The sequence below is a fragment of the Rhodococcus globerulus NBRC 14531 genome, from assembly GCF_001894805.1.
GTDB lineage: Bacteria > Actinomycetota > Actinomycetes > Mycobacteriales > Mycobacteriaceae > Rhodococcus_F > Rhodococcus_F globerula.
Window position 1 is genome coordinate 191,370 of record NZ_BCWX01000001.1, and the last position, 17,818, is coordinate 209,187.

Genomic DNA, 17,818 nt, shown 5'->3' on the forward strand with positions numbered 1-17,818 from the left:
CTTGTTTTCCATGTCAGTGACCTGCTCCCATCCGGCCGGACAAGTGGACGTGACGTTCCGCGGATGCGGCGTCCAGGCCGACGATCTCGACGTTCTTGCCACGAGCTGCATATTTTGTGGTGATCGCGTCCAGCGTAGCGACGGTGGACGCATCCCAGATATGGGCGCCGGAGAGATCGATGATCACGTTCTGCGGGTCGCCGGCGTAGTCGAACTGGTAGATCAGGTCATTGCTCGACGCGAAGAACAGTTCGCCGCGCACCGCGTAGACCCGCGTGTTCTCGTCGGGATGCGCAATGTCGACCACCTCGGTCAGATGAGCGACGCGACGGGCAAATATCACCATGGCTGTGATGACTCCGACGATGACGCCGTACGCGAGGTTTTCCGTCGCTACCGTGACGGCGACGGTCACGAGCATGACGATGGTCTCGCCAAGGGGCATGCGCCGCAGTGTTTTAGGATTGATGCTGTGCCAATCGAGGGTGCCGACGGACACCATGATCATCACTGCGACCAGAACAGCCATGGGGATCAAGGCCACCACATCGCCGAGGCCGACCACCAGGATCAGCAGGAACACTCCGGCCAGAAAGGTGGAAATCCGGGTTCGCGCTCCCGAGACCTTGACGTTGATCATCGTCTGTCCGATCATTGCGCAACCGCCCATGCCGCCGAAGATTCCGGTGACGATGTTGGCAACTCCCTGCCCCCAGCCCTCGCGAGTCTTGTTCGAGTGAGTGTCGGTGATGTCGTCGACAAGCTTTGCAGTCATCAATGATTCGAGAAGTCCGACCAATGCCATGGCCAGAGCAAACGGCGCGATGATCGAGAGCGTGTGCATCGTCAGTGGGACGTCGGGGAACATCAAAGTCGGCAAGCTCGACGGAAGTTCGCCCTCGTCACCGACATTGGGCACGTCGAACGAGAAGACGGCTGTTACCGCGGTCAGCACGACGATGGCCACCAGCGGCGCCGGGACAGCGGTGGTCAGTTTGGGGAGGAATATCAGAATCAGCATGGCGCACACAAGAAGTGGATAGACCAGCCACGGCACACCGATCAGGTGGGGAATTTGGGTGATGAAGATCAGGATCGCGAGTGCGTTGACAAATCCCACCATCACACTGCGCGGGATGAACCGCATCAGTTTTGCCACCCCGAGCAGACTCAGCACGATTTGCAGGACTCCGGCCAGCAGAACAGTGGCAATGAGGTAGTCGATGCCGTAGTCCCGCGTCAGGGGCGCTACAACCAGTGCAACTGCGCCTGTGGCTGCCGAGATCATCGCCGGTCGGCCACCGACAATCGCGATGGTGACGGCCATGGTGAACGACGCGAACAGACCCACCCGCGGATCCACACCGGCGATGATCGAGAACGAAATCGCCTCGGGGATAAGTGCCAGGGCAACAACGAGGCCGCCGAGCACTTCGGTTTTGAGGCGCCGGGGCGAGCGCAGCGCAGACCGTACGGTGCCGTCGTCGGCGGTGGTGTCGAGTGTGGTTGCAGCCATCAGGGTTCCGTCCTTACGAGATCGTCAGACCCTACCCTCCCGGGAGGGGAGAGTGTAAATCTGCTCGTCAGGGGCCAGGCTGCCGTGCGAGTATCGAACGATGAGCAAGGGAACCGTCTCGATCTGGAACGGCGAGCAAGGTTGGGGCGTGATCGAATCCGCTGATACCCCTGGCGGCTGCTGGGCCTTCTTCTCCCATATCTGGGCCGATGCGATGCCTGAACTGAAGCCCGGCCATTCGCGGATGATCCGTGGCGGATACAGGGAACTTTTTGTCGGTGAAACCGTCGACTTCACCTGGGAGATCACGCAGCAGGACGGCTACTCCTACCGCGCGATCAGCGTCACGCCGCAGCGGGAGCATCCTCAGTGGACGATCGAGGACACACCTGGCTGAGCGTTACTTCCCGCAGGCGGTTACTTCTCGCAGGCCACGCCGTCGCCGTCGCCGTCGAGGTGGGCACCGTAGCCGGGGTCACCGATACGTACGGGAGCTGCGCCCGCAGCTTTGGCCGCCGCGCAGTTCTTGAACGGCGCGGTCACCGCCGCTGCCGGAGCCGAGGTGACAATCGGCTTGGACGTGACAAGTGGCGGGGATGTGGCGGGCTGCACCGGAGCAGTTCCCGTGCAGTCCTGGAGGATTCCGGCGATGGTGTCGTGTTCGGCCTGGGTCACCCACAATCTGTACGCGGCTTTTACCTCGACCTGCGCAGCGACGTACTGGCAGCGGTATCCCCGGTTGGGCGGCAGCCACGACGAGGCGTCGGAATCGGATTTTTGTTGGTTGGCGGGACCGTCGACGGCTCGCAGGTTGCGTGGGTCGTTGGCGAGGTTGGTGCGCGTCTGCGTGTCGAGTTGTTGAGCGCCCTTCTGCCAGGCGTCGGACAGCGCTACGACGTGGTCGATCTGGACTGCTGACGACGTGTCTTGACCACGGGTGAAGGCAATCGTGGTGTTGGTGTACTGATCCTCGAGCGTTCCGGTCTGCACCGTGCACCGGTTGCCGTCCTTGTACGTGAGGGCAGTCAGGTCGCGGGCCAGGATGTCGTTACGGGTGTCGCAGCCGTTGTGGCCGAACTCGACGTCGACATCGTCGGTCCAGGCCGTGCCGAACAACGCGCGGTCGTATCCGGTTTTGGGGGCGCGTCCCTTGATCGGAATTTGCGCCAACAGTGTGGAAGCGGCGGATACAGCAGCATTGTCGCTCGTGAGCGCCGACGAGCTGGTGGTGACACCGGATCCGATACCTGAACCGAGACTGCCGGTTTCGGCGGCTGACGAGCTGGAACACCCTCCGAGGATCAGTGCGGCAACAAAGCCGATCGAAACAGCAGCTGCGCTGCGCCTGCTGATTGCCGTGCGTGACATGTGTCGAGAGCTCATTTCTGTTTAGAGACGAACTACAAGTATGTCATTCGCGACATTTCGGTCTGAAGCGGACGAAGTGGACCGAAACAGACCGAGCGAACGCACCTTTCGTCGCCTTGGATGCGCCGAGAGGTACGTTCGCTCTGAAACAGGGAGTCGGGCGGAGCGTCGAAGCAACACAAAGGCCCGGAAGTCGGTATCGACTTCCGGGCCTGTGGAACGAGTTTGTTCAGATCTCGATCTTGGGAGTCTGCTCACCCAGCTTGTGGCGAGCCAGTGCCAGGTTCGCGCGCGTGCGTTCGAGGACGAGGTACACGAAGAGTGTGGACATTCCGGGCGTCTCGATCACGCGGATGAGATGGTACTGGGTGGTCAGGGTGATCAGGATGCCTTCGAGGGTGTCGGTAATTCCCAGGTTACTCATCGTGCGGAGCTTTGCGCGCACAACTTCGGAGTTTCCGGCACCGGCGTATTCGAGGCTGAAGGACGGGTTTCCGGCCATGCCGAGAACCATGCCGCTGTCGGCGTCGACGACGGCTGCACCTGTGGCGCCGTCGATACGCATCAGTTCGCCGAGGACCTTGTCGATGTTGCTCATTGCTTCTCCTTTGTAGGGCGTGGGATAGGGCGCAGGGGAGCGCTGCGACTCCAGTTGATGCTTCGGCGGCGAAGTCATCGGTACATTCTTCGGCGGGGCTTGGGGGCGGGTTGGATCCAGCGCGCGAGGGGTTTGTCCTGCTTGCGCGTTTTGCGAAATAGGTCCGTAATGCGCAGATAGAGACACATTTATTGTTTCGGCCTCACCGATACGATCGGCGGTCAGCCACTCGCCGGCGGAACCGGAAAGGGGTGGCGGAACCACTGTCGGTGGGTCGAGCGGGGGCGGCTGAAGTTGCGGATACACCGGGGACGTCAGTGGCCGTTTGTACGGGATAGGTTGGCCCTCCGAATCGGATACGTTCGAGAACCACACGGCATACCCTGGGTCTTCGCGATCGAGGCTCGCCTCACGATCGTCGTCTTCTTCTCGGGATCCGCGCTTACGAAAGAGTCCCACAAGCCTCTACCCCTTTTGAGACGAATCTCTTCTACTGTACATCCCGCTCGAATCGAGTAGGAGACTGCGGAAACCCGCCCCTAGTTACCTTGCAGCTACGTAAGACTATCACGGTGTCGCGATCGGGGCCGGGGCTCTGCGGCTCGGCTGCCCAGTCAGCTCTGGCATTCTGAAGAGATGAAGAAAACGATTGTCGGGTTCATCGGAGCCTGTTCATTGATAGCGCTGGTGGCCTGCGGTTCCGACGGCGGGACGCCGACCGAAGTGGGGACTCTGACGTCCACTGCGCCGGCGACCGATACAGATGGCGTTACCGCTACCGAGGGCACCGCGGTAGCGGGGCTTCCGCGCACGTACGAGCAAGCCTGCAACGACGTCCTCAAGTTTCTCGACGGATATCAGCAGGCGATCGACGAATCAGGCGACGACATCGGACTGACCCGTGAGTCGCTGGCGAACGACATGCTGACGTCGGTGCAGGCTTACCCGGAATGGTCGACTCTGTCCGCCGACGAGCAGGCCGAGGTAACGCGCGGATTCGACGCAGCGGTCGCCGGAAGCTGCTGAAGGCAACCTTCACCCGACCGTCAGAACAGTGACTCCTGAATTGCGACGCCCGGAGAGTCGAAGTTGCCCACCGTGACGGTACGCCCGACCAGCGCCGAGATGTCTGCGACAAAGTGAGGGGATTCCGGGTCGGTATCGGTACGGAACAGTGCCACCGGCCCGGTCAGGCCTTCGAGGTACAGAGAGTGCTCACCCGATTCGAAGGAATGGGGATACATCAGCGCCGGGGTGGCGTCGAAAACGATCTGCGAGCAGGCCGGTGGTGTCCAGACCTCGGGCTGTTCGAAAATCTCGATGCCCTCGATTCCGGATCCGATGTAGGACAACTCTTCTCGGTTCGAGACAATGAACTGTTGCAACTCGTTGCGCAACGCAGCGGTGTCGATTCTGTTTGTCAGTGCCTCGAGTTTGCGGGATGTGCGGATCGCCTGGCTCAGGTGAAACTGCGTCGACACGTCAGCTTCGAGAGTTCGAATGTTGTAACCGTCCGTCGAACCGGCGACGTACAGGGCGGCTGCGGCGCCTTGCTCCGCGACGCGCGGGTACTTGCGGAACTGCGACGCCGTCCCCACCTTCATCCGGCCACCGGCGAAGATGTCGATATACAGCCATTGTGGCTGGGTGAGGTAGGTGCGCACATTCGGGTGAATGTGCGCACCGTTCACGTGAGCCTGGTGAACGCTTGTGAATCCTTCGCGATTTCTGCACCGGTCACATTGGCGTCCGCTGGTCACCTTCGCGCCTCGATCGCACGGGAGGTAACCGGGTCCGTCGGCCGTCATGTCGCGCCACCCGAGGCACCGCCGTCCCCGGCGCTCGTCCACAGAAAACCGGAATACCGACGTGTGCGTGAAGAACGTGGTGTCGCCGGTTGTGTCGTCGACGAGGCGGATACGAGGAGCTGCCGGATCCGACCATTCGATACCGCGCACGAGCAAGGTCATGATGGAAGTGCCGGTTCCTTTTTTCGGATGTACGAGGAACCACTGATGTTAGTGCGTCGGATATCAGTGCGTCAGCTGCCGGGCAACCCAGGGTAGTAGGTGCCTGCCGACCAACCGCCGTCTACGGCCAGCTCGGCTCCTGACATGTAACTTGCGTCGTCGCTGGCAGCGAAGGCCGTTACCCGGGCCACCTCGTCGGGGAGCCCGATTCGCCGCAGCGGAACCTGACCGTACGGCTTCTGCAGGTCGTCGCCCGTGCGGCCCATCGGGTTGCCCAGCTGGGTATCGACGCCACCGGGATGTACCGAGCAGACGCGGATGCCCGACGGTCCGAGTTCGAGTGCCTGAGTTTTGGTGAGTCCACGGACCGCCCATTTGCTGGCGGTGTAGGCGCTCAGGCCGTTCACTCCGCGCAAGCCGTCGACGGACGAAATGTTGACGATCACGCCACGCGCGGCTTTCTTCATCACGGGAACAACAGTCTTCGCGCCCAGCATTGCGCCGATGACGTTGACGGAGAACAACTTTTCGACGGCAGCGACGTCGATGTCCTCGACAGCGGCAAAGGCAAGCATGCCCGCATTGTTGATCAGGACGTCCACAGTGCCGAACTGGGAAGTCGTGTCTTCGACGAGGCTCACCCAATCGGATTCGCTGCTGACATCAAGATGGTGGAAGACGCCGCCGATATCGGCAGCGACCGCGGCGCCTTTCTCGTCGAGCACGTCGCCGATGACAACCGTCGCGCCTTCCGCTGCGAGGAGTCGGGCGGTTGCTTCTCCCATTCCCTGAGAACCGCCGGTGACGATCGCTACCTTGCCTACAAATCTGTTCATGCACCGATTCTGTGGCGGTAGCGCCGGGTCCGTATCGGGCAGTCCCGCTGGCCGGAAACGTCCCGATGACGTGCGACTGACCTCGGGCCTGCTTGTGATCGCCTAGGCTCGTGGCATGGCTATTGTCTGGACAGTTCCGCGTGGTATCAGCCCCACCCTGCTCGTAGCACCGTTGATCAAGGAGTTTCTCGCCGAGGGCGAAGGCACCCTCGACTCGAGGCTGAGCGCGGTCGGCATTGTGTGTGCCTCGCTCGAGAAGCAGGTCGGTCGCACGTTCACGTCGATCAGTTCGGCGTCGGCAGCCATCTTCTCGGGCGCCGCAGCATCGTCGAGTGTGCCCGATGCGCTCAGGCTCGCGGTGATGCGGACGCTGTCCACCGAGGTGCTCGTCCGTAAGCCGGCTCCACAACCGTTCTCCGAGAAGGTCGGAAAGCGCTTGGGAGAGTATGTGTTCGCGTTGCGTGACCCGCGTAACAACCAGGTGTTCCATGTCGGCCACGGCACCGGAAACCAGGTATTCGCTTCGGTTTTCGAGGCACTCGGTGAACTCGACAACCTCGAAGGAGCCTCCGGGTCAGCGGATACACCCGGAGTGACCGCTGCAAAAATTTCACGTATTCGCGAGATCTACGACGCCGGTTCGGCAGTCGAGCACTACGTTCTCATCCGCAGCGTATCCGGGGCGGATGCAAGCGGCACGGCAGACGCCGTGGTCAGCGGCATCGTGGAGACGCTGCGGATCAGTGAGGCGGGCGAGAACCTGACCAACCTTGCGGGTGAGGTCACTGACAAGGATCTGCGGGCAACCCGCGTCGAGGAAATCGCCCTTCGCTATTCGGCAGACCCGGCACCGGAATTGCCGACACCCAGTGTGGTGCTGCACGTTCCGGGTTCTGCTCGCGCCGGCGCCACCGCAGAAGAGATCTACGAACTCGCCCGCCAGGAATGGGCGGCCGGCGCCGCAGTGCGTGCCGAAGCCGGGATTCCTGTACTCGTCTTCGCGGACAGCGTCATTCGTGGCGCTTTCCGCGCGCAGTCGTGGGAGGTGTCCACTCGTAACGCCGACGGCAGCATGCTGTGGCGCTTCACCGGCGACGTCGACGAGGAGCTGGCGGCCAAGTACGTCGGCACCGAAATCACTCCGCACAACGTCGGACTCAAGAAGTGGCCGGTCAGCGGTTGGGTTACCCGACTGACCACCGCTCGCCCCGGGGCGGCGATGCCGGGTCCGCGTAAGAAGTAAGGTCCGCGTAAGAAGTAAGACGAGGTTGGGCTCCGGAGTTTTCGGAGCCCAACCTCGTCTATTTCAGTAGTCCACTGCCGAGGTAGTCGTTTTCCTCGCATCCGGGCGGAATGAGATAGACGGCCGAACCGATCGGCGTTGTCCACTCGTTGAGTGCGTCGAAGTCACTCAGTCGCTGCTGAACGGGCAGATACTGCGCCGCGATGTCCCGCTGGAACGCCGCGAAGATCAGCCCGGAGTTGGACGTTTCCTCGCCTTCCGGTGGGTCGTCGTAGTTGTAGGCACGACGGAAGAACTGCTCTCCCTCGTGCATTCGATGCGAGCGTGCGATGTGTGATCCCGGCGGAATGACCGGGATACCGAACCTGTCGGTAGCGGTGAAATCAGCCTCGTCGAACTCGTCGGTGCCGGTCAACGGAGCGCCGTTCGACAACGTGCGACCCATCGTGAGTTCACGCGCCGGTCGATCCAGTTCGTCCCACGTATCCATTTCCATGCGAATTCTCCGAAGCACCAACGACGTTCCCCCGGCTAACCACGGCTGATCGGCGCCGTCGCTCCATACGAGGGAGTCGAAATCCGTGGTTCCCGGCGCCGGGTTGACGGTACCGTCGACCTGGCCCATGAGGTTACGCATAGTTGTTCCCTCGGGCGCGGTTCCCCGTGCGCTGCGAAACCCTTTCTGCGTCCACCGAATTGAGGTCAGTGAGCGGGCGTTCTTGGTCAGTACCCGTACCGCATGCGCGACGGTGACGGGATCGTCGCTGCAGATCTGAAGGAGAAGATCCGTTGCGCCCCAGCGATCTTCGAGTCGGTCGATCGGGTAGCTCGGTAGCGGAGCGCACCACGCTGGTGCCCGATCCTGTAACCCCAGAGCGGTGAACAGTCCGGGCCCGTAGCCGACGGTGATCGTCAGCCTCGACGGATCAACCGCCAGTTCCTTCTCGGTATCGGCCAGAGCGGGCATTCCCGCAGTGAGGCGAGCAGCGTCGGCTGTCCACATCTTCATGATTCCGATGACGGCGGCCAGGTCGACTCCTGGTCGCAGATCGAAGCCGACAAAGGTGGCGTGTGCTTGCGGCGGGGTGCTGACGCCTCCCTGATGAACGCCGTGGAACGGAACGACGGCTTTACCCGGAGACGGTTCATCGGCCTGTGCCAGAGTTGCTGCACCCCACGTTGTTCCCGCGACCGCAAGCGCGGCAGCGCCACCTCCGAGGAGGCGCCGCCGGCTCAGTCGCAGGTTGCTGTTCTCAGCCACCGTGATTGGGGTCGTAGTTCTCCTGGTTACCGGAGAAGTCGCGGATCTGGGCTGTGAAGGTGGAACTGGAACCGTCGTCGTAGATCAGGGTGACGTCGGTTTCGGCGCCGGGGAGGAGTGGGCCGGCGAGTTCCATGAACATCAGATGATCGCCGCCTGGCGCAAGGCTGGCGGAACTGTTCGCGGGAACCCGAAAACCACCGTCCTTGGGGCGCATTGTCATTGTCCCGGCGTCTCCGGTCACAACTTCGTGCAGTTCGACGCGAGCGGACGCCGGACTGGTGGCCGAGACGACCCGTACGTCTTTGTCGCTGGAATTAACGAGCTCGGCAAAGGCCGCGCTCATGCCGCCCGGCGCGGCCTTGACCCATTGATCCTCGATCGTGATGGATTGTGCCGCTTCGGTTTCCTTGCCGGACTCCGATGAACAACCGGTCAGCGTCAGGGCTGCTGCCAACGCGGCGGCGGTGAACAGTGTGGTGCGAACAGACATGTGTATCTCCGTAGTTCGAGTATCAGGTGGTTGCGCGGCGTCGGAGTGCCGCGACGGAAAGGTCGATCAGGAGGAATGCGATCAGGCTGAGGCCGAGCAGCGGAACGAACCAGCCGATCAGGGCGGTGCAGGCGATCAGTGCAACAACGCTGATCGGAGCGAGTTTTCGGATGCCACCGCGTGTGGGTGCTCGGCCTACAGCCCACTCGGATCCTCGGATGGGTCGTCGACGCCACCACATGATGTAGCCGCGAATGACGATGCTCGCCAACGCAACGGCGAGTGCGGCGAGCGCGATCTGATTGGCGAGACCGAAGAGAAGTCCCATGTGCAGCTGGATTCCCCAGGCCGAGAGTTTTGCCGCGATAGGCCAATCCGCGAACCACAGCTCGTCGGTGACCTTCTGTGTTGCTCCGTCGATTGCAATGGTGTTGTTGCTCATAACCCAGGGCTGACGCGTCTGGGCGACGGTGAAAGCGGTGTGTGCATCAGCTGGGATCGACACCTCGACGGGGCCGGTGATGCCGTGATACCTGGCGATGCCGAGGACCGCGTCGACCCGTCCGACGTTCGTGTCCGTCAGAGTCCCGGTGGCGATCGGGGCCATGTCGTGACCGTCGTGTCCGCCGGACGGCTGCGCGGGAGCGCCGCCAAGTGTCTTGACCACCGAAGGGGTGGTCCAACTCAGTGCGGTTCTCATGTTGCTGACGTTCTCACCGGCGTATGTCGACCACGTGAGCCCGGTTGCCGAGAGAAACACCAGTGCTACTGCGATCCAGATGCCGACAACTCCGTGCCAGTTCAGGGTTCGGTTACGCCCGGCGGACGTTCGATCCAGGGTGAGCAGACGGGCGTTGCGAGAGGTTCGGTACCGGCGGAACCACAGGTAGACACCGCCGAGGGCAACCACCCACATCCACGACGCGGCCAGCTCGCTGTACAGGCGTCCCGGTTCGCCGAGATGAAGGTTGCGGTGGAGCTGGGAAATCCAGGTTCGGACCGGCAGCGAGCCGCTACTGCCGTACACGGTCAACTCGCCGACCGGTTGAGCGAGCACCGGGTCGACAAATACCGCGAGTCTCTCGGACTCGCCGAGAGACGGATCGGTGAACAGAACTCGGGTGGTTTCGCCGGCGGCAGGAGACGGGCGGATCGCTGAGACCGTCAAGTCCGGGCGGTACTGCTGAGCGGAGCGGATCTGATCGTTCAGTGATGCGAGCTGTCCGGTGCTGTCGGTTTGTAGGTAGTCGCTGTAGACAAATTTCTCGATGGTGGGTGCCACCGCGTAGAGGCCACCGCTCAACGCCGCGATGAGGATGAACGGTCCGATGAGAATTCCGGCGTAGAAATGCAGGCGCAGGATCAGGGGTCTGGCGCCGCCGGCCTTCTTCTTCGGAGGGGAACTGTCGTTGGAAGCGTGCGGCTGCGCGCGCTCCATTTCGGGTGCGGACATGCGTGTACTCGATCCCGCTGTGCGCCTTTCTTAACCGTCGGCGGTTGGTAAAGGCGCACAGCAATGGGGCGCACGGGATTTCGTGCGCAGAAAGGAAAGGGAAAGGAAAAGTGAGTTACACGAATGCCGGCGGGCCGCGCGTGCCCAGACCGGAGGTGAGAAGTTGCCGGAGAACAACTTTGGCGCGGTAGCGAGTGCGGACGGTGAGGGGTGAGTGCTGCGGCGCCCAGGGCCGCAGCAGGACTGCAACGATTGTTGCCACCGTGGACGCCGCAACGACGTAGCCGCGTTCGGCGCCGCGGATCGCCGCCGCGCAGACTCCGACCGCAGCGATATGAGCCGCGAGCATCGGGAGCGACGGAACAACGCCGTGCTGGTGGTCCGAGGCAATGGTCAGTGTTGTGTGGCCGATCGCCTGCCCGGCAGCAAGCATGAGAGCCAAGGCCGCGGTGGGCGAGCGACGAGTATCGATGGAAGCAACGACGGCGCCGACGCTCGCGCAGGCGAGGAGCAACAAGACCACCGCACTTTGCGACGGCGCCATGCCTCCGCCGCCGAGTGCGTGGGCGGCGAGGGATACCGCTCCGGACGTGCCGCCGACAAATCCGCCGCGCAACTGCGCGACATCAGCGAGGCGGGAGGTCATAGGTGCAAAGGATACAGGCACCTACTACCACGGTTAGTAGGTGCGCCGAAGTTGGACATTTGTTCGGTTGAGTGCCCGTTTTCTTTGCCCACACATTGCGGCAGGCGATTTCGGATGCGTTCTGGCGCAATACGTACCGGACAACTGGTATGCCGGTTGATTTGCTGGCGGATCGGGAGTTTCGAGGACCAAAGTCATCGAACTGTGTTGTGTAACAAATCGGCCCGCATTTGCGGTATCACCGACGGGCCGATGCGGCCCCGCAGTGATAGCGTCCCGACATGTGATGTCCGAATTGATTCGACCTTGACCTAGGAAAACGGTGCACAGCGATAACAACGGTTCGAATGGTGGATTCAAACAGAACGGTTCCGGAACAGCCGACACGGATGATCTGCTGAGCGGCTCTGACGATACCTACGCGAATTCGGTTCGAACCGTTACCTTTACGCCGCAGTTCGATCTACCGCAGAGCGACGAGGTTCCGGTCAAACCGCTTCCGAGTCAACGGATGCGGCAAGTGCGACGCGACGAGCCGGCCGATTTCCGAACCTCGACGCCACAAGCGATGACCTCCGTCGACGACCTGGACATCATCAAGCGCGCCAAACGTCCGCCCGAACACGGTTTCGGTGCTCTGCTGTTCAAGCTTTCGGGTGGGCGGATCAACACCGGGCAGTCGGCGGTGGAACTCGAACATCAGGCGCTGGTCCGTCGTGCTAATCGGACGGTGCGCGGCGTGTACAAGATCGCCTTCATCTCGCTCAAGGGTGGGGTTGGGAAGACGACGGCGGCAAAGACCGTCGGCTCCACGTTTGCGTCGATCCGTGGTGATCGGATTGTTGCGATCGACGCCAATCCTGATCTCGGTACCCTCGCCGATCGAGAACATCGCGAGCATCACTTGACGGTTCGTGATCTGTTGGCAGACAGTAATATTCGTACGTACAGTGATGTGCGGTACTACACGTCGCAAGGTGACAGCCGGTTGGAAATCCTTGCCAGCGAAGCGGATCCGGAAACATCGGAGTCGTTCAACGAGCAGGACTACCTCGACACGCTACGCATCCTCGAAGTGCACTACAACATTCTCATCACCGACTGTGGCACCGGCATCATGCATTCGGCGATGTACGGAATCCTCGACGAGGCTGACGCCTTGGTAGTAGTCAGTCCGACGGCTCAGGACGGAGCGCGCAGCGCAGCCGCCACGTTGAGTTGGCTGACCAAACACGGTTACGGCGACCTCGTGAGCCGGTCGGTGGTTGCGATCAACGCAACGCGGCCTGGATCGTCGTCGCTCGATCTGGACCAGCTCGAGGAAGTGTTTTCCCAGCGCGGAGTTCGGGCGGTCTGCACCCTCCCGTACGACGACCATCTCGGGGAGGGCGGGCCCATAGATCTGAAGTTGTTGAACAAACGCACTGCGCGTGCCTATCTCGAGTTGGTCGCCGCTATCGCCGACGGCTTCCCGGATTCGCAGGGGCGCCACGCGTCACGGTGACGGAGTACTTCACGGATGCCTCAATATCGCTCCGTATCCGTCTGCGAGAGTAAGGCGTTCGTCTACCTGAATCAGTTCGGCCCCGGTTCGGATCGCTAGATAGGGGAGTAGTCGATTCGCGGGTGCAAAGTGTGAATTACTGGATACTTCCTTGTCATCGGGATCGGTGAAGAGCAGAGTCTCGACCTTGCCCTGTTCCAGCGCATCGAGCACACGGGCAGTGCCGTCGACCGACAGTTCGGTGTCGCGGCCCTGACCGGCCATGAAGCGCTCGGTTTCGGTGTCCATACGCCTCAACCGCTCGGTATCGATGAGTTCGCGTATCGCCTTGGCTACTTCGGTCGGAGAAGAACCTGCTGCGCGTGATCCGCGTTCGATCTCCACAGTGCGTAGTGACGCCGGAAGATACTGCGCGAATGCTGTGCGCGACTGAACTTCGCCGATGATCAGCACCAATTGCACCTTGTGTTCGCGGGCCAGTTCGGCGGTGCGAGTTGCGGCTTGGGTCAAGTTCTTTCGCACGTTCTCCTGCGCCAGGGATTGAGTGTCGATATAGCGGTCGGGGCCACCCACTCGAGCTTTGTGTACCGGGAACCCGTCTCCGTCCACGGATTCGCCGTAGACATCTCGCCCGCGCGCATCGCGCACACACAGATCCGCGCCGGTGTGATCGACCTTGGCGAGGACAAACGGCTCGGTGTCGTGTCCATGTGCAACGAGCGGAATCAGGTAGGGCAATGAACCAACCGTCACGACGGTCGACGCCGTGGGTTCGAGCATGATGTCGTCGACCAGAACGGCATCGGGCGTGATCACCAGTGCGCGTCCGGCCCGGCCGGAAATTCCGTGATGATTGTCCTTCACACTGTCGAACTGTTCGATCAATGCATCTGGTGCTCCCTGTTTCGACAATTGATTGTGCATCGAACGCCACTCCAACTCGAAGCGCTCACGTGAGTTTTCACGATTGCGGACGTCCTCGAAGTACACCGAGGCAAACGGTCCTTCGCTCGAACCGACCTTCTTCAGTCGCGCAGCATGCATGGCGACTCCTCTCTGTAGTAGTCGTCGAATCTTGTTGCTCGTCTCTCCGCACGCGTACCCGCTCGAGGTTGATTCGACACGAGAGCTGGGTATCCAATGCGATTGGCCGCAGATTCACACGAGAGATTCCAGTGAAGGGAGCAGGTCATGTCGGCCCGGCGCTGTAACGCAGCGATGGATACCGAGAAACGGTGGTCGGATCCGGAGGAGTTCCGCAGGGCGGCGACCTTCACAGGTGTGGTGATCGGGCTCGCGCTTGCGGTTCTGTGTTCGCTGCTGCTGTTCGACCGGTCGTCAGGGCTCGGCACCCTGGCCTTCGCGCCGGCCGCTGTCTTCCTGATCGGTGGGCTGATTGCCTTTGTCCAGACGTATCGGGTGTGGAAACGGGGTGGGGTGTGGCCCATTTGGCAGGGGGCAGGGTGGGGCCTGATGGTGTTGATGCTGATCAGTTCCGGTTTCGGTGCGGGTGCTTATGGCCCGCCGCAATAAACTCCCCATTGGACTCGCACATTTGTTCGATTCTTGCTAGTGTTGCTCCCCGTGGGGATGGTGCAGTGGGAAGCCTGCATCACCCCCACGCCAGAACCCGGTGCCTGGCGCTGACTGCCTTCAGTGTCAGGCACCGCCTTTGGGTTGGCTGGCTTTGGGCGGGTGCGGCACTCGTCAGGAACTAGGTTGCGGCAGAGTGCAATCCGTAACCTTGGGGTTGACGCCGAAGTAGTTCAGGGGCCCCGCCACTACGGTCACGGCGATGGTGCCCACGCCGGCGCAGTTGGATGGAGAGTTGCTGTAGTAGCCTCGCTGGCCGGCCGCGATGGCACCGACAACAAGCCAGATCAACACGATCAAAGTCACGATCCGTCGCATGGAACCGCTCGATTCCTCAGCTGTGTGGCGCGGGGACTATCGAAATACCCGGTCAGGAGGGGTATGAAACGCAAGTGAGCGGGGTATTCGAAGGTAGAGTGCCGTCACTTCGCGTGTATGTGGCGGGCTTGTCGTCGAAAGAGACTGCCATGATTATTCTCGGAATTATCCTGCTGCTGATCGGATTTCTCTTGAATATTCCGATCTTGTGGACGATCGGTGTTGTCCTCTTGGTGATCGGGCTGATCTTGTTCGTGCTGGGCTCGACGGGGCGCGCGGTCGGTGGCCGACGGCACTGGTACTGAGCTGATTTGATCTGATTTGCGCGACCTGATCGATCTTAGCTGGGATATTCGCCAGATCGAGGACAGGCCCCACACCCTGTGGGAGTGCAGGACCTGCCTCCGATTGGTCTTGCCAACATCTCCATGAGCGTCAACGAGTCCCAGCACGCCGGAGCATGCGTCGAAAACAATACGGCGCATCGGACGTGTTTGCCAACGATTTACGGAGAAAATATTTCTGAGTTCATACTTTGGGATTTTGGTCCCTAAAGTGAGGATTGCACCTTACGGGCGCAAGGTTTATCCCCCGATCGCAGTGGAGACTCTACGGCCGAAGCCGGATTTCGACCGGTCGGACGGGAGCCGGTTCGATGGATCTACTGCTCAAAGGGAAGACCGCGATTGTCACCGGTGCCGGCAAGGGCATCGGTCTCGCGATCACCCAGGCATTGGTCGAAGAAGGAGCCCATGTGATCGCGGGTTCACGAACTCGCACGGCAGAAATCGAGAAACTCGAGACCGGCGACGGTGTCACGTTCCTTGCCGTCGACTTGGCGAGTGCGGACGGTCCGCCGGCATTGGCTGCCGCAGCCGCAGAGCGCGGCAGTATCGACATCCTGATCAACAACGTGGGCGCCGTGACGCCGCGGACCGAGGGATTTCTCAGCGTCACGGACGGCGACTGGGATGCGTCGCTGCGCGTGACGTTCATGTCCGCGGTGAGGATGATCCGGGCTGCCCTGCCGTCGATGGCGGTCGGCGGTGGGAGCATCGTGACGGTCAGTTCGGTGAATGCGTTCCTTCCGGACCCAGCGGTGATCGACTACAGCGCGGCAAAAGCCGCTTTGAGTAACCTGTGCAAATCGTTGTCGAAAGAGTTGGCTCCGCAAGGTATTCGGGTGAACACCGTGAGCCCAGGACCTGTGCGGACGGCGTTGTGGCTCGGGTCGGGCGGGGTAGCGTCGACGCTCGCCGGGGTCTCCGGACTCAGCGCCCAAGACATTGTGGACAGTGCAGCCGCAGGCTCGGAGACGGGCAGATTCACGTACCCGGAAGAAGTCGCGGATCTGGTGGTGTTTCTTGCCGGAGGCCGCGCCGCAAACATCACAGGCGCGGATTTTGTCATAGACGGCGGCTTGATCAAGACGCTCTGAGTCGGCGCTACTTCGTGGCCGTCAGATAGCCTGAGCGTTTCGACAAATCGGCAAGTTCCGGTGGAAGTTCCGGGATCGGTTGGCCGTACTCGTTTGCCAGTTCAAGGGTGTCGCGGCACTGAACCGACCAACCGCGGTCGGTCAACCACTGTTTGGGGTCGGCGCGCTGGTCGTCGTAGAACAATGCGGACAAGTCCAAGCCGCCGAATGGGTCTTTCTTGAAGTACTTTGCTCTGATGTCGGCGAATCGTTTGCCGTCCATTCCGGATGGGAAGTAGTTCAAGGCAAGTCGACTTCCTGGCGAGGAGAGTTCGTCGATTCTTTCGAACAGTGCGTCATGTGCGCTGCCGGGAAGATAGGCCAAAAGTCCCTCTGCCGACCATGCCGATGGCTTGGCGCGATCGAATCCTGACGCTTCGAGAGCGGCGGGCCAGTTTTCTCGCAGATCGACAGCCACCGTGTGACGGTCCGCTTTCGGTTCCGCTCTGTGTTCGGTGAGCACCTGATCTTTGAATTCCAGTACCCGCGGCTGATCGACTTCGAAAACCGCAGTGCCGGTGGGCCAGTTCAGTCGATAGGCCCGTGCATCCAATCCTGCTGCCAGGATGACTGATTGGGCGACTCCTGATCTGGCGGCGTCGAGAAAGAACTCGTCGAAGAATTTACTTCTGATGCCCATGCCAATGCCCATGAATCCGGACAGTGGGAGGTCTTCCAGCGATGACGGGTTGTCCAGTAGCGCGGTGAAGTGTGGTTCGCCCGCGGCCGCGACAAACCACGGCGCGTAGGAATCTTCGATCAGGGCGTGGGGGCGACGTGATTCTATGGCGCGAAATGCGGCCACTCCCAGCGCAGTCAGGCCGACACTGCTGACAATGTCCCAGGTATCGCCGTCGCTGCGCACGTTTTTGATCCTACGCTCGTGGTGGTTCCCAATTCGAGTGTCGGTATTTCTGTTGCAGTTCAAGGGGTTCGGTCTGCTTTAAGATTGCCAGGTGATTGGCAGACTCAGTGGAGGCGGCCGTCAGGGTTCGCGCTTTGACTAGGGAGTGTGGTCCGGGCGCAGTAGACGTAGGCCTAGCGCACAACAATCAGCAAGGAAGGCGATGACGAAGTTGCAACGCCCTGATGCACTCGATGGTCTGGAGGTTGCCGCACGACACGGTGGCGCCGCGTCGAAGGCGAGGCTGTATTGCGCTGTCCGGCCGTTGGCGGTGCGACGTGCTCGCGTCGAACTCGAGCCTCACGCAGCAGAATTAGTAGCCGACGCCGTGTGCCGTTCCGTCGTGAATTCGGTGCCGGGCCGGGCAGCGTCAGATGGTTCGCTCGTGCGTCTGGTGTACTCGACAACTCGTCGATTGATCGACCGAACGGACTCGAAATCCAGGATAGGACTGCCCGCCGATATCGAGGCTCTTCCTGAGCGGCTGCGAGAGGTGTTGATTTTGAGGTTGATCGTTGGCCTCGATGTCGACGACACCGCAGTTGTGCTCGGGCGAACACGCGCTCAGGTTCTGGTGGAACAACATCGGGCGTTGGCGATGCTGAGCGCCGTTGCCGCGGCCGCAGCGAGTTGAGTTG

General features: G+C 61.4%; 20 protein-coding genes. 8 read left to right on the forward strand and 12 right to left on the reverse strand.

Annotated elements, in window-relative coordinates:
* Positions 1 to 13: 13 nt before the first annotated feature.
* Positions 14 to 1,516, reverse strand: a complete 1,503-nt coding sequence (locus RG2_RS00835) for a SulP family inorganic anion transporter (protein WP_033231669.1) — start codon at positions 1,514 to 1,516, stop codon at positions 14 to 16.
* A gap of 100 nt (positions 1,517 to 1,616) precedes the next feature.
* Here RG2_RS00835 and RG2_RS00840 point away from each other — a divergent pair, with 100 nt between their 5' ends.
* Positions 1,617 to 1,913 (forward strand): hypothetical protein, encoded by a 297-nt coding sequence (locus RG2_RS00840; protein ID WP_051730275.1) that lies wholly within the window; start codon positions 1,617 to 1,619, stop codon positions 1,911 to 1,913.
* 20 nt (positions 1,914 to 1,933) lie between these two features.
* Here the strand turns inward: RG2_RS00840 and RG2_RS00845 are convergent, their stop codons facing one another.
* Both RG2_RS00845 and RG2_RS32140 read right to left on the reverse strand, forming a co-directional pair.
* Complete coding sequence (locus RG2_RS00845; protein ID WP_033231668.1) at positions 1,934 to 2,884, reverse strand: GmrSD restriction endonuclease domain-containing protein; 951 nt, start codon at positions 2,882 to 2,884, stop codon at positions 1,934 to 1,936.
* A gap of 229 nt (positions 2,885 to 3,113) precedes the next feature.
* Positions 3,114 to 3,482: a hypothetical protein gene (locus RG2_RS32140; protein ID WP_207787497.1), complete on the reverse strand. Its 369-nt coding sequence runs from the start codon at positions 3,480 to 3,482 to the stop codon at positions 3,114 to 3,116.
* Positions 3,483 to 4,118: 636 nt separating this feature from the next.
* On the opposite strand from RG2_RS32140, the gene RG2_RS00855 reads away from it, so the two are divergent.
* Positions 4,119 to 4,508 carry a hypothetical protein gene (locus RG2_RS00855; RefSeq protein ID WP_033231666.1) on the forward strand — a complete coding sequence of 130 codons (390 nt, stop codon included), beginning with the start codon at positions 4,119 to 4,121 and terminating at the stop codon, positions 4,506 to 4,508.
* 20 nt (positions 4,509 to 4,528) lie between these two features.
* Here the strand turns inward: RG2_RS00855 and RG2_RS00860 are convergent, their stop codons facing one another.
* Positions 4,529 to 5,452, reverse strand: a complete 924-nt coding sequence (locus tag RG2_RS00860) for a DUF2797 domain-containing protein (RefSeq protein ID WP_033231665.1) — start codon at positions 5,450 to 5,452, stop codon at positions 4,529 to 4,531.
* A 71-nt stretch (positions 5,453 to 5,523) separates the two neighbouring features.
* Positions 5,524 to 6,288, reverse strand: a complete 765-nt coding sequence (locus RG2_RS00865; protein WP_033231664.1) for an SDR family NAD(P)-dependent oxidoreductase — start codon at positions 6,286 to 6,288, stop codon at positions 5,524 to 5,526.
* A 115-nt stretch (positions 6,289 to 6,403) separates the two neighbouring features.
* Between RG2_RS00865 and RG2_RS00870 the strand changes: the two genes are divergently transcribed.
* Positions 6,404 to 7,531 (forward strand): GIY-YIG nuclease family protein, encoded by a 1,128-nt coding sequence (locus tag RG2_RS00870; RefSeq protein WP_033231663.1) that lies wholly within the window; start codon positions 6,404 to 6,406, stop codon positions 7,529 to 7,531.
* A gap of 58 nt (positions 7,532 to 7,589) precedes the next feature.
* Here RG2_RS00870 and RG2_RS00875 read toward each other — a convergent pair whose 3' ends face one another.
* From RG2_RS00875 to RG2_RS00890, 4 genes are all read right to left on the reverse strand, one after another.
* Positions 7,590 to 8,792 carry a Dyp-type peroxidase gene (locus RG2_RS00875; RefSeq protein WP_033231662.1) on the reverse strand — a complete coding sequence of 401 codons (1,203 nt, stop codon included), beginning with the start codon at positions 8,790 to 8,792 and terminating at the stop codon, positions 7,590 to 7,592.
* Positions 8,785 to 9,285 carry a copper chaperone PCu(A)C gene (locus RG2_RS00880; protein ID WP_033231661.1) on the reverse strand — a complete coding sequence of 167 codons (501 nt, stop codon included), beginning with the start codon at positions 9,283 to 9,285 and terminating at the stop codon, positions 8,785 to 8,787. Before RG2_RS00880 ends, RG2_RS00875 begins: the two co-directional genes overlap by 8 nt.
* 22 nt (positions 9,286 to 9,307) lie before the next feature.
* Positions 9,308 to 10,738: a PepSY-associated TM helix domain-containing protein gene (locus RG2_RS00885; RefSeq protein WP_033231660.1), complete on the reverse strand. Its 1,431-nt coding sequence runs from the start codon at positions 10,736 to 10,738 to the stop codon at positions 9,308 to 9,310.
* Between the two features lie 115 nt (positions 10,739 to 10,853).
* Positions 10,854 to 11,384: a hypothetical protein gene (locus RG2_RS00890; RefSeq protein WP_033231659.1), complete on the reverse strand. Its 531-nt coding sequence runs from the start codon at positions 11,382 to 11,384 to the stop codon at positions 10,854 to 10,856.
* A 322-nt stretch (positions 11,385 to 11,706) separates the two neighbouring features.
* On the opposite strand from RG2_RS00890, the gene RG2_RS00895 reads away from it, so the two are divergent.
* Positions 11,707 to 12,888 carry a MinD/ParA family ATP-binding protein gene (locus tag RG2_RS00895; protein ID WP_033231658.1) on the forward strand — a complete coding sequence of 394 codons (1,182 nt, stop codon included), beginning with the start codon at positions 11,707 to 11,709 and terminating at the stop codon, positions 12,886 to 12,888.
* Between the two features lie 9 nt (positions 12,889 to 12,897).
* Here RG2_RS00895 and RG2_RS00900 read toward each other — a convergent pair whose 3' ends face one another.
* Entirely contained in the window at positions 12,898 to 13,932 is a 1,035-nt protein-coding gene (locus RG2_RS00900; RefSeq protein ID WP_033231657.1) for a baeRF2 domain-containing protein, read from the reverse strand.
* Positions 13,933 to 14,079: 147 nt separating this feature from the next.
* Between RG2_RS00900 and RG2_RS00905 the strand changes: the two genes are divergently transcribed.
* On the forward strand, positions 14,080 to 14,421 hold the full coding sequence (locus tag RG2_RS00905) for a hypothetical protein (protein WP_051730274.1): 342 nt from the start codon (positions 14,080 to 14,082) through the stop codon (positions 14,419 to 14,421).
* Positions 14,422 to 14,595: 174 nt separating this feature from the next.
* Here RG2_RS00905 and RG2_RS00910 read toward each other — a convergent pair whose 3' ends face one another.
* Positions 14,596 to 14,799: a hypothetical protein gene (locus RG2_RS00910; protein WP_033231655.1), complete on the reverse strand. Its 204-nt coding sequence runs from the start codon at positions 14,797 to 14,799 to the stop codon at positions 14,596 to 14,598.
* A gap of 149 nt (positions 14,800 to 14,948) precedes the next feature.
* On the opposite strand from RG2_RS00910, the gene RG2_RS31670 reads away from it, so the two are divergent.
* Positions 14,949 to 15,104, forward strand: coding sequence for a DUF6131 family protein (locus RG2_RS31670; protein WP_092803415.1), 156 nt, complete (start codon positions 14,949 to 14,951; stop codon positions 15,102 to 15,104).
* Positions 15,105 to 15,454: 350 nt separating this feature from the next.
* The gene (locus RG2_RS00915; RefSeq protein ID WP_033231653.1) at positions 15,455 to 16,237 is read left to right on the forward strand and encodes an SDR family NAD(P)-dependent oxidoreductase; all 783 of its coding nucleotides are present in this window, start codon (positions 15,455 to 15,457) and stop codon (positions 16,235 to 16,237) included.
* Between the two features lie 7 nt (positions 16,238 to 16,244).
* Here RG2_RS00915 and RG2_RS00920 read toward each other — a convergent pair whose 3' ends face one another.
* Positions 16,245 to 17,141 (reverse strand): class I SAM-dependent methyltransferase, encoded by an 897-nt coding sequence (locus tag RG2_RS00920; protein WP_033231652.1) that lies wholly within the window; start codon positions 17,139 to 17,141, stop codon positions 16,245 to 16,247.
* A gap of 202 nt (positions 17,142 to 17,343) precedes the next feature.
* Between RG2_RS00920 and RG2_RS00925 the strand changes: the two genes are divergently transcribed.
* Positions 17,344 to 17,814, forward strand: coding sequence for a sigma factor-like helix-turn-helix DNA-binding protein (locus RG2_RS00925; protein WP_051730273.1), 471 nt, complete (start codon positions 17,344 to 17,346; stop codon positions 17,812 to 17,814).
* The last annotated feature ends 4 nt before the right edge of the window (positions 17,815 to 17,818 follow it).